13 protein-coding genes are annotated in these 13620 nt (G+C 70.4%); 6 read left to right on the forward strand and 7 right to left on the reverse strand.

Annotation, left to right across the window (positions count from 1 at the left end):
* Positions 1-1302 carry an SLC13 family permease gene (locus ACK4FB_RS10785; RefSeq protein WP_409751798.1) on the reverse strand — a complete coding sequence of 434 codons (1302 nt, stop codon included), beginning with the start codon at positions 1300-1302 and terminating at the stop codon, positions 1-3.
* 90 nt (positions 1303-1392) lie between these two features.
* On the opposite strand from ACK4FB_RS10785, the gene ACK4FB_RS10790 reads away from it, so the two are divergent.
* Positions 1393-2247, forward strand: a complete 855-nt coding sequence (locus ACK4FB_RS10790) for a hypothetical protein (protein ID WP_409751801.1) — start codon at positions 1393-1395, stop codon at positions 2245-2247.
* 72 nt (positions 2248-2319) lie between these two features.
* On the forward strand, positions 2320-2796 hold the full coding sequence (greA, locus tag ACK4FB_RS10795) for a transcription elongation factor GreA (protein WP_409751804.1): 477 nt from the start codon (positions 2320-2322) through the stop codon (positions 2794-2796).
* On the opposite strand, the gene ACK4FB_RS10800 is transcribed toward greA, so the two are convergent.
* Both ACK4FB_RS10800 and ACK4FB_RS10805 read right to left on the reverse strand, forming a co-directional pair.
* A complete protein-coding gene (locus tag ACK4FB_RS10800; protein WP_409751807.1) occupies positions 2780-3298 on the reverse strand; it encodes a GNAT family N-acetyltransferase in 519 nt (172 codons plus the stop codon). The genes greA and ACK4FB_RS10800 overlap by 17 nt on opposite strands.
* Before the next feature lie 5 nt (positions 3299-3303).
* A complete protein-coding gene (locus ACK4FB_RS10805) occupies positions 3304-4374 on the reverse strand; it encodes an oxidoreductase (RefSeq protein ID WP_409751810.1) in 1071 nt (356 codons plus the stop codon).
* 69 nt (positions 4375-4443) lie between these two features.
* On the opposite strand from ACK4FB_RS10805, the gene ACK4FB_RS10810 reads away from it, so the two are divergent.
* Positions 4444-6012 carry a carboxylesterase/lipase family protein gene (locus tag ACK4FB_RS10810; protein ID WP_409751812.1) on the forward strand — a complete coding sequence of 523 codons (1569 nt, stop codon included), beginning with the start codon at positions 4444-4446 and terminating at the stop codon, positions 6010-6012.
* Positions 6013-6019: 7 nt separating this feature from the next.
* Here the strand turns inward: ACK4FB_RS10810 and hslV are convergent, their stop codons facing one another.
* Positions 6020-6577 carry an ATP-dependent protease subunit HslV gene (gene hslV, locus ACK4FB_RS10815; RefSeq protein WP_409751815.1) on the reverse strand — a complete coding sequence of 186 codons (558 nt, stop codon included), beginning with the start codon at positions 6575-6577 and terminating at the stop codon, positions 6020-6022.
* A gap of 118 nt (positions 6578-6695) precedes the next feature.
* Here hslV and ACK4FB_RS10820 point away from each other — a divergent pair, with 118 nt between their 5' ends.
* Together ACK4FB_RS10820 and ACK4FB_RS10825 are read left to right on the forward strand one after the other, a co-directional pair.
* Positions 6696-7109: a BLUF domain-containing protein gene (locus ACK4FB_RS10820; protein WP_409751818.1), complete on the forward strand. Its 414-nt coding sequence runs from the start codon at positions 6696-6698 to the stop codon at positions 7107-7109.
* A gap of 45 nt (positions 7110-7154) precedes the next feature.
* Complete coding sequence (locus ACK4FB_RS10825; protein WP_409751821.1) at positions 7155-7922, forward strand: HesA/MoeB/ThiF family protein; 768 nt, start codon at positions 7155-7157, stop codon at positions 7920-7922.
* On the opposite strand, the gene ACK4FB_RS10830 is transcribed toward ACK4FB_RS10825, so the two are convergent.
* Both ACK4FB_RS10830 and ACK4FB_RS10835 read right to left on the reverse strand, forming a co-directional pair.
* Positions 7889-9958, reverse strand: a complete 2070-nt coding sequence (locus ACK4FB_RS10830; protein ID WP_409751824.1) for an alpha/beta hydrolase family protein — start codon at positions 9956-9958, stop codon at positions 7889-7891. The genes ACK4FB_RS10825 and ACK4FB_RS10830 overlap by 34 nt on opposite strands.
* A 119-nt stretch (positions 9959-10077) precedes the next feature.
* Complete coding sequence (locus ACK4FB_RS10835; protein ID WP_409751827.1) at positions 10078-12198, reverse strand: TonB-dependent receptor domain-containing protein; 2121 nt, start codon at positions 12196-12198, stop codon at positions 10078-10080.
* 90 nt (positions 12199-12288) lie between these two features.
* On the opposite strand from ACK4FB_RS10835, the gene ACK4FB_RS10840 reads away from it, so the two are divergent.
* Positions 12289-13074 (forward strand): hypothetical protein, encoded by a 786-nt coding sequence (locus ACK4FB_RS10840; protein WP_409751830.1) that lies wholly within the window; start codon positions 12289-12291, stop codon positions 13072-13074.
* 6 nt (positions 13075-13080) lie between these two features.
* Here the strand turns inward: ACK4FB_RS10840 and ACK4FB_RS10845 are convergent, their stop codons facing one another.
* Positions 13081-13443 (reverse strand): hypothetical protein, encoded by a 363-nt coding sequence (locus tag ACK4FB_RS10845; protein WP_409751833.1) that lies wholly within the window; start codon positions 13441-13443, stop codon positions 13081-13083.
* Positions 13444-13620: the final 177 nt, after the last annotated feature.

Below are 13620 nucleotides of genomic sequence, written 5' to 3' on the forward strand. Positions count from 1 at the left end.
TCAGAAGGGGAAGACCAGCGGGATGACCAGACCGCCGACCACCCAGGTGATCAGGTTCATGGGCAGGCCCACCCGCACGAAGTCCATGTAGCTGTAGCGGCCGATCTGGAACACCAGCACATTGGTCTGGTAGCCGAACGGGGTGGCGAAGGCGGCGCTGGCGGCCATCATGACGGCCACGATGAAGGGCCGGGCGTCCACCCCGAGACTGTCCGCCAGGGCCACCGCCAGCGGCGTCAGCAGCACCGCCACGGCGGCGTTGGACAGCACCTCGGTGCACAGCAGGACGAAGCCGTAGAGCAGGAACAGGGCGCCCCACGGCCCCAGCGGCTGGATCAGGCCGATCAGGCCGCCGGTGACGGTGGAGGCCAGGCCCGTGACTTCGAAGGACAGGCCCACCACCACCATGCCCGCGATCAGCAGCAGCACCTCGGGACGCAAACCCCGGTAGGCCTCGTCGGCGTTGATGGTGCCCAGCAGGACCAGCAGAACGGCGCCGGCGAAGGCGGCGGCGGCGATGGGCGCCCAGCCCATGGCGGCGACGATCACCACGCCCACGAACACCCCCGCCGAGACCATGGCGCGGGGCAGGTCCAGCGGTCTGTGCGCGGCGAACAGCTCGGCGTCGCCCACGTAACCGATGCCGGAATCCGCCTGGTCCTGATCCGAATTATCGTTCACGTCGCCCGCGTGCCGGGACAGGGTCCGGCCGCCCAGAAGGAACAGATAGGCCGCCCCCGCCGCGCCGATGACGAGGGCCACCGGGGTGATCTCGAAGATGCCGAAGCCGGGCTGGCCGGCGTTGCGGGCCATGTCGTTGACCAGCAGGTTGGTGGAGGTGCCGATCAGGGTGCACGCTCCGCCCATGATGGTCAGATAGGACAGGGGGATCAGATAGCGTTTGGGCGAATGCCCCAGGGACTCGGCCATGTCGCGCACCACCGGGGCGGCCAGCACCACGATGGGGGTGTTGTTGAGAAAGGCCGAGCCCGCGCCGCACAGGCCCATGGCCAGCCACAGCCCCAGCGACCCGATGCGGCGGCACAGGATGACGCCGCGCTGGATGACCCAGTCCAGCAGACCCGACAGCTCGATGGCGTAGGCGATGACGAATAGGGAGGCCAGGGTGATGATCGCCGGGCTGGCGAAAGCCCCCTGGACCTCCACCGGGCGCAGCACGCCGGTGGCCAGCAGCGCCGCGGCGCCGGTCAGGGCGACCACGTCCGCGCGCACCTTGCCATGGATCAGGGCGGCCACGACGGCCGCCAGAATCACCAGGGCGAGCAGTTGTTCGAAGGTCATGGGATCAGGACACAGACCCGACGCCCTGCGTCAACACTCCGTTGCGTGATCGCGACTATCGCACCGCAAAGTCTGTGCTAGGGTTCGCGGATGTTGAGCTCGCCGTCCAATTCGAACCGCCTGAGGCTGATCCTGGCGGCGGTCGTTTTCGTGATGATCCTGGGCGCGGTCGGGGTGATGCTGCTGCGCGCGCCACAGGGCGACGAAACGCCGGAGCCGACGCCGGAGCCGGAAACGGTGGAGCCGGTCCAGACCCCCGCCATCCCCCTGCCCCCGCCCGCCCTGACCCGGGCCCAGCTTCTGGACATGGTGGAGGCGGCGGCGTCCGCCCATGCCGCCGGAGAGCCTGCCCCGCCGGGGCAGGCGGCGCTGTCCGGGCGGAATTTCCGCCTCCGCATTCCCTTCGGCTGTTTCGGGCCCCGGGAGGCGGGGGCCGATGCCTGGGCGTGGTGGGAATACGCCGACGACGGCGCAACCATCCGCCTGTCGGCCCGGCCCGAGAACTGGACCGAGACCGGGTTCGTGACCCAGCTGGGCGGCGGGCCCTGGGACGCGGTCGAGGGCTTCTGGATTCCCCGGCCGTGGATGGCCAGCGACGCCTGTCCGCCGCTCCGTATCGACCCCCTGGGCGGCGCCCCGGCGGCGTCGCCGCAGACCGTGGGCCTGGCCGCCTTCTTCGGCGCGGACAGCTCGCGGGTGAACCAGCGCGGCGGGCGGCCCTGGCAGGCCGCGATCCGGGCGTCGGAAGGCGAGACCCTGGCGCGGCCCACGGGCTTTCACCTGATCGTTGAGGGACGTCTGGGCGCCTTCGCCGACGGCCGCCCCGTGCGCTGCCACAGCGCCGGCCCGGACCAGCGGCCCCTGTGCGTCATCCGCATCCGCCGCGACTATGTGGCCTTCGCCCCCATCGGCTCGGACACCGTCATCCAGGAGTGGCGCAGCTGACGGCGGAACCGCGCCGCCCGCGAGTGCTTTCTCCCTGATGATGTTCAGAACCCGTACCTTCGCAGCGCCCGCATGAGCGTCGCCTTCACCCGGGAAGAGGACCTGGAGGCTACGGCGGCGGACCTGCCCGACCGTCCGGTGTCCTCGCACGCCAATCTGGTCACGCCGGAGGGGCTGGCCATGATCGAGGCGGAACTGGCGTCCGCGCGCGCGGCCTACGCCGCGGCCCAGGCGAAGGGCGACATCGAGGCGGACCGCACCGCCATGGCCCGGGCCACGCGCGACCTGCGCTACTGGTCCGCCCGGCGCGGCAATGCGCAACTGGTGGAGACAGCGCCGGACGGGGCGGTGCGCTTCGGCGGATCAGTGACCATCGAGCGGGAGGACGGCCGGGTCCAGACCTGGCGCATCACCGGCGAGGACGAGGCCGACCCGGCGAAGGGCTCCGTATCCCACGTCTCTCCCCTGGCCCGCGCCCTGATGGGCAAGCGTGTCGGCGACGTCGCGGTGGTGGCCGGCCAGGAGGTCGAGATCACTGCGGTGGACTGAAGCGGCGTCCTGTCTCCCGGTCGGGAGCGAGGGTCAGCGCCATCCACACATCGCAGCGGGCGTAGGCGGTGGGCTGGGCCGGCAGATGGCGGAAGCCATGGGCCTCGTACAGACCGATGGCGTTGGTCAGGGACGAATTGGTCTCGATATACAGCCGCGGCGCCTGCAGCTCGCCGGCCAGGGCGATGGCGGCGGTCATCAGGCGCTTGCCGACGCCGCGCCCGCGCAGGGTCTCGTCCACCGCCATCTTGGCCAGTTCATAGCCGCCGTCGGCCATGGCGATCAGGGCGCAGCAGCCCACCGGCCGCCCGTCGATCTCCGCCATGAGGATGTGGCCGCCCCGGTCCAGGATCTGGCCCCGGGGGTCGTCCAGCACGAGGCGGTCCTTGGGCTCGATGACGAACAGGCGGGCGATCCACGCCTCGTTCAGCGCCGTCCAGGCCGCCGTGTGGCGGGGCGCGAACGGGACGATGACGACCTCGGAGACGACGGCGTCGGACATGGGGCTCACTCCTCCAGAACCACCTCGCGGCGTTCGCGCGCGCTGAGCAGGCCCGCCTCGATCACCGCCATCACCGCCACCGCCCGGTCGAGCGGGACCGGCGGCCGGGGGGCGGGCGAGACAGCGGACAAGGCGTCGCGCACGCCGCGATACAGCGCCAGATAGTCGCCCGGCGGGCCCTGGACAATCTCTTCGGCGCGGCCACCCTCGGCGTCGACCGCAGTCAGCACGCCGGGGCGGGGATCGACGCCCCAGCCCGGGCCGCCGGGGACGACGCCGGCCTTGAGCGCGTCCTCCTGCGGATCCAGGCCGTGCTTGATGAAGCCGCCGGCGTCGCTCTCCACCACGAAGCGCAGGTCGCTGGTGGAGGTCATGTCGGCATGCAGGATGGCGCGGCTGTCGTCGGCGAAGCGCATCACCACATGGAACCAGTCGTCGGCCCCGCCGCCGGGGCGCACTGTGGCGATGTCGGCGCTCAGGGCCACGGGGCTGCCCATGACGCGCAGGGCCTGATCCGCCAGATGGGGCCCCAGGTCGTACCAGATGCCCGCGCCGGGCCCCGGCCGCTCGCGCCAGCGGTCGCGCACCTGCGGTCGGAAGCGGCTGAAGTGGCTCTCGAAGCGGGTGATGCGGCCGAGACGCCGGTCGCGGATCAGCTGCTGAAGGGTCAGGAAGTCGGCGTCCCAGGCCCGATTGTGGAACACGGTGAGGGAGCCGCCCGTCTCCGCGCTCAAGGCCTGCAGGGCGCGGGCCTCGGCGAGGGTCACGGTGAAGGGCTTGTCCACCACCACCGCCATGCCCGCCTCGAGGGCGCGGCGGGCCAGGGGGGCGTGCAGATCATTGGGCGTAGCGATGACCATGAGCCCGATCGACCGGTCGGCCAGCACCGTCTCCACATCGGGGACCACGCGCACGTCCGGCAGGTCGGCGTGGACGGCTTCCGGGCGGCTGGAGACCACCGTGTGCAGGGTCAGGCCGGGGGTCGCGCGGATCAGGGGCGCGTGAAAGACCCGGCCGGCGTAGCCGTAGCCCACGAGAGCGACCTTGATGGGTGAGGCGTTGACGGATGTAGTCATGAGGCGAACAGTGGGGGCAAGAGACGGCCGACGCCAGAGCCGCCCGTGCATAGCGACCGAGGAAAGCCCATGACCCTGACCCGACGCGGCCTGACCGGCGCCGGCGCGGCCGCCGCCGCCCTGGCGGCCTTTCCTTCCGGCGTTCACGCCCAGGGCGCCCTGCCCGCCGTGCGCACCACCCACGGCCCCGTGATTGGCCGGAGGGACAGCGACATCTCGGTGTTCAAGGGTTTGCGGTACGCCGATGACACCGGTTACCGGCGTTTCCTGCCGCCCCGACCGCCCCGGCCCTGGACCACGCCCATGGAGGCGTTCGATTACGGCGCGGCCTGTCCCCAGCGGGGCGACGAGCCGAACCCGTCCGAGGACTGCCTGTTCCTGAACGTGTGGACCCCGGGGACCGACGACGCCCGGCGGCCGGTGATGGTCTATATCCATGGGGGCGGCTATGCGACCGGGTCGGGGTCGGACCCTCTGTATGACGGGACGCGGCTGGCGCGGCGCGGCGACGTGGTGGTGGTGACGCTGAACCACCGGCTGAACATCTTCGGCTACGGCGCCTTCGCCCGGGTGGCGGGCGAGGGGTTCGAGGACTCAGGCAATCTGGGCCAGCTGGATCTGGTGCTGGCGCTGCAGTGGGTGCGCGACAACATCGCGGCCTTCGGCGGGGATCCGGGGCGGGTGATGCTGTTCGGCCAGTCGGGCGGCGGGGCCAAGATCGCGACCCTGATGGCCATGCCCGCCGCCGACGGCCTGTTCCACGCTGCGGCCACCATGAGCGGCCAGCAGGTGACCGCCTGCGGCCCCATCAACGGAACCGCCCGGGGCCTGGCCATAATCGAGGCGGCGGGCCTGACGCCCGACACGGCCCATGCGCTGAAAACCCTGCCGGTGGAGCGGCTGCTGGCGGCCTCGGCGGCGGCTGATCCGGTGCTGGGCTACGGCGGGATCAATTTCGCCCCGCTGCTGGACGGGCGCAGCCTGACGCGCCATCCCTTCTATCCCGACGCCCCGGCCCGGTCGGCGCACATCCCCATGATCATCGGCAATACGCGCGAGGAGACCCTGGCCTTCATGGGCGGTGATCCCGCCAACGCCGGGCTGACATGGGAGACCCTGCCCGCGCGGCTGACGCCGGACATCCTGCGCATCGACATCGCCCCGGAGATGGTGATCGAGGGCTATCGCCGCATGAAGCCGGACTGGACGCCGGACCAGGTGCTGATCGGCGCCACCACGGCGGGGCGGTCATGGCGCGGGGCGGTGATCGAGGCAGAGGAACGAGCCAGACGGGGCAGCCCGGCGTATGTCTATCAGCTGGATTTCTCCGCCAGGCTGCGCAACGGCCGGTCGGGCGCGTATCACACCGCCGACATCGCCCTGGTGTTCGACAATGTGGGCCGCTCAGAGGCGCACGGGCCGGGCGCGCAGGCCGTGGCGAACGTCATGGCCGACGCCTTCATCGCCCTCGCGCGCAACGGCAATCCAAACCACGCGGACCTGCCCGAATGGACGCCCTATGGTCTGGAGACCCGCGAGACGATGCTGTTCGATGTGACCAGCCGCATGGCCAATGATCCGCGCGGCGACGAGCGGGCGTTCTTCGCGCGCATTCCGTACATCCAGCCGGGAACGTGACCGTCTTCTAGTCGAGAGTCTCAACCGTCAGATTGCCGTTGGTGTAGACGCAGATGTCGGCGGCGATGGCCATGGCCTTTCGGGCGATCTGTTCGGCGTCCATGTCGGTGTGGTCGCTGAGGGCGCGGGCGGCGGCGAGGGCGAAATTGCCGCCCGAGCCCACCGCCGCCACGCCGTGTTCCGGCTCCAGCACGTCGCCCACGCCGGTGACGGTGAAGATGGACGAGGCGTCGGCCACCAGCAGCATGGCCTCCAGCCGCCGCAGATAGCGGTCGGTGCGCCAGTCCTTGGCCAGGTCCACGCAGGCGCGGGCCAGCTGGTCCGGATACTGCTCCAGCTTGGCCTCCAGCCGCTCGATCAGGGTGAAGGCGTCGGCCGTGGCCCCGGCGAAGCCCGCCAGCACCTTGCCGCCCGCCAGCACGCGCACCTTGCGCGCCGCGCCCTTGACGATGGTCGGCCCCATGGAGACCTGGCCGTCGCCGGCGATGACCGTGCGGCCGTTCTTGCGCACCGCGATGATGGTGGTGCCGTGCCAGTCGGGAAAGGCCGAGGCGGTGGAGTTCATGCTCATGCCTGTCGAAATGGCGGTTTGGGGCCGCGCGATCAAGCACCCGAGGGTTCTGTTAAGGATATTCGCCTAGCGATTGCGACACAGTTCCAGTTTCAGTGCGTCAGGAGTCCCGATGTCTCAGCTTTGCCGGGCCATCTATGTCAGTCAGGCCGTGGGCAATGCGGGGTCGAGCCTGCTGTCGGTGGCGGAGATCCTGGGGGTGTCGGAGCGGAACAACCGGCGCGATCGTCTGACGGGCGTGCTTCTGGCCCATGACGGCTGGTTCCTGCAGGCGCTGGAGGGGGCGCGGACCGATATCGAGCGGCTGCTGACCCGCCTGCACAAGGATCCGCGTCACACCGGAATTCGCATCCTGGGCTTCGAGACGGTGGCGGAGCGGGCCTTTCCGCAATGGAGCATGGGGCAGATTCTGGTCACGCCGCGCATCGCGCCGCTGGTGTCGCGCCAGCCCCTGAACGCCCTGACCGACGCCGCGGCCTTCGCGCTGCTGGTGGCGGCGGTGGCCCAGGTCGGCGCCCAGGCCTGAACCGGCGCAGGTGATTTCCGCCGTCCGGCGCGCTACATCACCGGCGTGAGCTTTTCCCCCGACGAGGTCGAACGATACGCGCGCCATCTGGTGCTGGCCGAGGTCGGCGGGCCGGGGCAGCAGGCGCTGTCGCACGCGAATGTGCTGATCGTCGGCGCGGGCGGCGTGGGGGCGCCGGCGGCGCTGTATCTGGCGGCGGCGGGCGCAGGCGCCATCACCCTGATCGACCACGATGCGGTGGCCCTGTCGAACCTGCAACGGCAGGTGCTGTTCGCCACATCCGACATCGGCCGGTCCAAGGTGGAGGCCGGCGCCGAACGGCTGACCGCCCTGAACCCCCATGTGCGGGTGCAGGCGCTGGCGCAGCGGATCACGACGGACAACGCCCGCGATCTGGTCGCCGCCCATGAGGTGGTCATCGACGGCACCGACGATTTCGAGACGCGCCTGACCGTCAACGCCGCCTGTGTGGCGGCGGGACGGCCGCTGGTCAGCGGGGCGCTGGGCCGGTGGGACGGTCAGGTAGGCGTGTTCACGGGGCGGCCCTGTTACCGCTGTCTGGTCAGCGAGATCCCGCCGGACGCCGAGACCTGCGCCCGCGTCGGCGTGGTCGGGGCGCTGGCCGGGGTGATCGGCTCCATCGCCGCGCTTGAGGCGATCAAGCTGATCACCGGGGCGGGCGAACCGCTGACGGGACGGCTGATGATCTTCGACGGCCTGAAGGGATCGGCCCGCACCGTGAAGGTGGGCGCCGATCCCGACTGTCCAGTCTGTTCAGGTCAGGCGAAGGCCCGTGCGAACAGCGCCACATAGCGCTGCATCAGACCCTTTTCCACGTCGTCTTCCCAATCGCCGTGGCCGGCGTCCGGGACCTCAACGTATTCGACCGACTTGCCTGCGGCCCGCAGGGCTTCGTGCATCCGCCGCGACTGATGCACCTGAACGATACGGTCATTGACGCCGTGGACCAGCAAGACCGGACAGGCGATCTCCGCAGCACGCAGACGCGGCGAGGCGGCGGCGATGGCGGCGGCGTCCGTGCGGGGATCGCCGATCCTGCTGATCCAGTAGTTGTAGACGAAGCCGTCGGCGCTCTCGTCGTCGCGGCGCTCATAGGACAGGGCGTCGCCCAGGTCGCCCACGCCGCAGATGGAGATAGCGGCCTTGTACAGGTCCGGCCGCCGCACCGCCCCCATGAGTGCAGCATAGCCTCCGTAGCTGCCGCCCATGATGCCCACCCGGGCCGCGTCCAGCCCCCGGTCGCGGATGACCTGGGCCAGGGCGTCCTCCACATCCTCCTGCATGCGATCGCCCCAGCGCTTCCAGCCCTGGCTGGCGAAGCCGCGGCCAAAGCCGCCGGAACCCCGGAACTGGGGCTGGACGACCCACCAGCCCCGGGAGGCCAGGATCTGCGCCTGACGATCCCATCCCAGCACGTCGCGGGCCTCCGGACCGCCATGGACCAGGGCGATGACGGGCCCCGGGGCGCCGCCGGGCGGCGCGGTCACATAGGCCTCGATGGCGGCGCCGTCGCGGGTCCTCACCTGGACGGCTTCGGCCGGGGCGAGGCGGCGGGTGTCCAGCAGGGTGCGCGAGCCGAGGTATTCAAAGTGCCGGGCCGTCTTGTCGTAGAGATACCAGCTGCCCGCGTCCCTCGGGCCGCTGGCCCGGATGACGAAGCGATTGTGCGCGGCGTCCACATCCCAGAGATGGACGTTGCACTCATTGCCGAAGAACCCGTTCATCGCCCGATGGTGAGGCGCGAGCGACGCGTCGGTGAAGTCATATTCCAGGCGCGGCGCGTAATAGGCGGCGGCCATGTATCGGCCGCGCACATCCACCAGGCTGTGGGACACGTCCAGACCTTGTCGGCTGGCCATGGGGGGACCGTACTCCAGGGTCTCCAGATCCAGGTCCCGGACCGACAGGACATCCTCGCCTTCCAGACGGGCCGCGACAAGGGCATGACCGGCGCGCCCCGCGGCGCCGATCCAGATGAAATCGGCCAGGGCCACCTGGGCCGTGGGCTGGCGCCAGGCCCGGCGCCAGCGTCCCTGCCCGTCCGGCCGAACGAAAATATTGATGAAGGAGCCGCGGGTGCTGATGTCGCGGCGCATGACCGGCACGCCGTTGATGGTGGACCAGTCCATGGTCAGCTGGCTGCCGCGCTCCACCAGCTCGGCGCGGCCGGTGTCCACATTGACCCGGTGCAGGGCCATCAGGCCGCTGTACTCCCGGGCGGCCATCAGCACATGGGAGGGATCCTCGGGCAGATAGTCGACGATATGGCCCAGGTTCAGGCTCTCACGCAGGCGGACCCGCTCATTGCCGAACATCAGGGTATGTTCGCCCGACTCCAGATCCATGGAGACCACGCGCCGGCTCTGGATCTCGAAGGTCCTGTTGGCGATGCCCCGGCCCGTGGGCGTGTTGCCGCCCGCCGTCACGGGGATGACCAGACGAAGCATGACCCGCCGGTCGTTGGCCCAGGCCAGGGTCTCCACATCGAGATCGCCCACGGGAACCCGGCGGCGAGGCCCGGAGGGATCGGACGCCTCGATCAGATCGACCACCATGCGGCGGGTTCCGCCCTCGCCGACATTGAGGAGCACGGCGACCCGCTCGCCCGAGGGAGACAGGGCCGCACCCGCCACCTGCCCGGGCCGGAAGAAGTCATCCAGGACGTGAGGCTGGACGGCGTCCCGGGCCCGGGCCTTGCCGTCCGTCAGGCCGGTCGCCGCAAGGCCGGCCGCCGCGCCGAGCAGTCCCCGCCGGGACAATCCCGCACGCAGTCGCTCGAACGCGGCGTCGCGGAAAGGCCCGCGCGGCGGTGCAATGCTGATGGTCATGTGAGCCCCCGCCCTCACCGACTCGCTGTCGGCTTCGCCATCCAGCCGCGCGGATCGCCGGAGGTCAACGGCAAAGCAGCGCCGGGACGTTATCGACCCGGCGCTGCAATCTCCGGCGCCTAGAACCGCGCGCGCACGCCCAGAACGAAGTTGCGTCCACGCAGGGGCGCCGCGTCCTTGATGAAGGACGTGTGGTTCAGGGCCAGCTCGTCCAGCAGGTTGGTGCCGCGCACATAGACCTGGACGCCCTCGCCCGCCGTGCGCAGGTCATAGGCCAGGGTGGCGTTCAGCATGTCATAGCCGGGGGTCTCGGTCTCGAAGTCGGCGATGCGGTCCTGCTCGAACACCCGGTAGTATTCCAGATTGCCGCTGAGCTGGTTCCAGCCGCCGTCGACGCGCGCGCCCAGGCGCGCGGCCGGAATGCGCGGCAGGTTCCCGCCGGCGTCCACCTCGGCCCGCACATAGTCGCCGAATACCGTGGCCGAGAGGTTGGGACTGAACCGGTGGCGCACCTCGCCGTCGACCCCGGTGAAGGTGGCGTCCGCCTGGGTGTAGCGGATCAGGCGGAAGTCCTCGAACTGGTCCAGGGTCTCGGCGTAGATGTAGTCGTCGAAATCGTGGTGGAAGGCGCCGATGGTGAAGGTGGTCGGGCCGGTGGTCTTGCGGAAGGTCAGCTCCAGGGTGTTGGCCGTCTCCACGTCCAGGTCGGCCTGACCCAGTTCGAAGGTGTTGGTGGCCACGTGCACGCCCCGGGCGTAGAGCTCCTGGACATTGGGGGCCCGCTGCGAGCGCGAGGCGGTCAGGGCCACGGACCAGCCGGGCATGGGCGACCAGGCGGCCGAGCCGGAGATCGACAGCGGATCATGGTCGCGATCCGGGCGGCCGACGGCCTCGGTTTCCTGCCACTCCTGACGCACGGCGCCCTCGAAGCGCCAGTCGTTCCACTGGAACTGCTCCAGCACGAACAGGGCGTTGGTGCGGGTGATGCTCTCGGGCACGAAGCCTTCATCGCCCACGGCGGCGAAGTCGCTGCGGGCGGTCTGGAAGCCCACCACGCCGCGCAGGCCGCCGATGGGAGCGTGCTCCACCTCGACCCGGGCGTCATGGCCCTCGTTGGTGAAGCGGGTGCCCACCTCGCCGCCCTCGATCTCGTCATGGCGATAGTCGGTCAGGCCGCCGCGGAAACGAATGCGCTCGACGCCCGCGAAGGGATCGCGCAACTCGCCGCGCACGTCGAGACGACGGTTCTTCAGGTCGACCCAGGGGGCCTCCTCATCGTGGTCGTGATCATGGTCGTGATCGTCGTCCCCGTGATCATGGCCGCCGCAGTGCAGGGACGTGCCGTGCGGGTGGCAGTCCTCGTACTCGTGGCTGTGGCCCGGCAGGCCGTAGCGGCTGTTCTGCTCGGTCACGGCCAGGCCGAAATAGCCGCGCGAGCCGATCCAGGACGCGCCCACGGTCAGGGTGCGGGTGTCGTTGAAGGTCCCGTCGACCCGGGTGACGGGGCCGTCCTCGTGATCGTGATCATGGTCGTGGTCATGGTCGTCGTCATCATCATGATCATCATCATGATGCGCGCGCAGATAGGAGGGGATGTCGTAGTCGTCGCTGGTGCGGTCCAGCGCCTCCAGGCGGATGGCGAAGTTTCCGACGCCCGCGGTCAGGCCCACCACGCCGGTGCGCTCGCCGTCGGCGGTGCCGCCGCGGAACTCGATGACGCCGTCCACGCCGCCCGCCGGAACCTCGGTGGGCACCTTGCGGTCCAGCAGGTTCACCGCCCCGCCGATGGCGCCGCCGCCGTACAGCAGGGCGCTGGGGCCGCGCAGGATCTCGATGCCGTCCAGCAGCAGGGGCTCGCCCACCACCGCGTGGTCCGGCGACACCGCCGAGGCGTCCATCAGTTCGGAGCCGTCGGTCAGCACCTTCACCCGCGGCGAGGTCTGGCCCCGGATCACCGGGCGGCTGGCGCCCGCGCCGAAGGTGTCGGAGTTGACGCCCGGAATGCCCTGCAGCGTCTCGCCCAGGGTCGCCTGGCGACGGCGCACCAGTTCATCGCCCGACAGCACCGCCACATTGCTGATGACCTCGTCGCCCCTTTGATCCAGCGGCAGGGCCCGAACCACGATGCCGTCCAGCTCGGTCACCGGGGGCGCGCTGGCGGTCAGGGTGTCGGCGAAGGCCGGCGCCGCAATCAGAAGGGACAGGCCGGTGGCGGCGAGAAGGGTCGTGCGAAGACGCATCGGGAACTCCGGGAAGGCGCGAGATAAAGCGTGGCCGCTTTGCTATGTTATAATATACCATAACGCAACCCTTCGCGGAGCCCTTTTCAGATGCCGAAACCCCCTGTCCCCGAACCGTCCGCCGCCAGCGCCCTGTTCGCCCATGTGGGGCGATTGCAGGGGGACCGTCCCTGGGGATCGGTGCTGGACGCGGGCACGGGGGTGAACTCCATGCAATGGGTGCTGGGCCTGGAGACGGACCGCTGGACGGCGGTGACGGGTTCCGCCGACCACGGCGCCCAGGTGCGCGACTCCCTGGAGGGTCGAGACCGGCCGCAGGACCGGCTGCTGCTGGGCAACTGGATGGATGGCGCGCTGCTGAAGGGCGAGGTGTTCGACACGGTGCTGGCCGACTATCTGCTGGGCGCCGTCGAGGGTTTCGCGCCCTATTTCCAGCAGGACCTGTTTCGCCGCCTGCGGCCCCATGTGGGCGGACGACTCTATGTCATCGGCCTGGACCCCTATGTGCTGGGCCAGCCGGCCACCCCGGCCGAGGCGATGGCGAGGGAGATCGGCCGCCTGCGCGACGTCTGCCTGCTGCTGGCGGGCGAGACGCCCTATCGCGAGTATCCGGCCGAGTGGGCGGTGACGCGGCTGGAGGCGGATGGCTACCGGGTGCTGTCGGCCCGGCGGTTCCCCAATCGCTACAAGGCCCGCTGGATCAACAGCCAGCTGGACATGGCCGCCCGGCGCGCCGCGCGGATCGGGGACCCGGCCCTGGCCGCAGCGCTGGAGGGGCGCATCGGCGCGCTTCGTGAAGAGTCGCTGGGCCTGTCGCGGGCGGAGAACGGCCTGCGCGCCGGCGCCGATTGGGTCATCGCCGCCGAACCCGTCTGAGGCGGATCAGCGTCCGCGCACGATCTCGATGACGATGCGGTCGCCCGTCGCCGAGCGGGCGTTCCACCGGGTTCCCACATCCCCTTCGACCAGGGGCGTGCAGAAGGGAACCGGTATGGGAATGGGCCGGCGCTGGGTGAAGCACAGCTCGTCGCCGCGCATGCGCCAGACCCCGCTGGAGGCGCGGCGGCCGTGACCGCGATAGCCCCCGTCCCGGTCCAGCCACATGCGCGAGACCCGGCCGTCGCTGCCGGTGATCTGGAGGGTGTTGCGGAACGCCGGCTCAAGCGAAACCGCCGCACGGGACTCGTCCGCCGCCCCGCCCGCCAGAACGGCGCCCATAACAAAAGCCACGGCCAGACCCGCCAAGAGCCTTCTCCATACGCACAGGGATGAAATGACGGCTTGAGTGAACCACAGGATGGCCGCCGTTGGAACCGGTCGCCCCGGCCCTGCGCCGAAAAGGGCCGCGCGCCCGCCTAATCGACCTCAGGAATTCGCCCATCGGTTGACCGGGCGTTCAGCCTTGTCCATCACCATAGGCGG

It is taken from the genome of Brevundimonas sp. (assembly GCF_046299535.1).
Lineage (GTDB): Bacteria > Pseudomonadota > Alphaproteobacteria > Caulobacterales > Caulobacteraceae > Brevundimonas.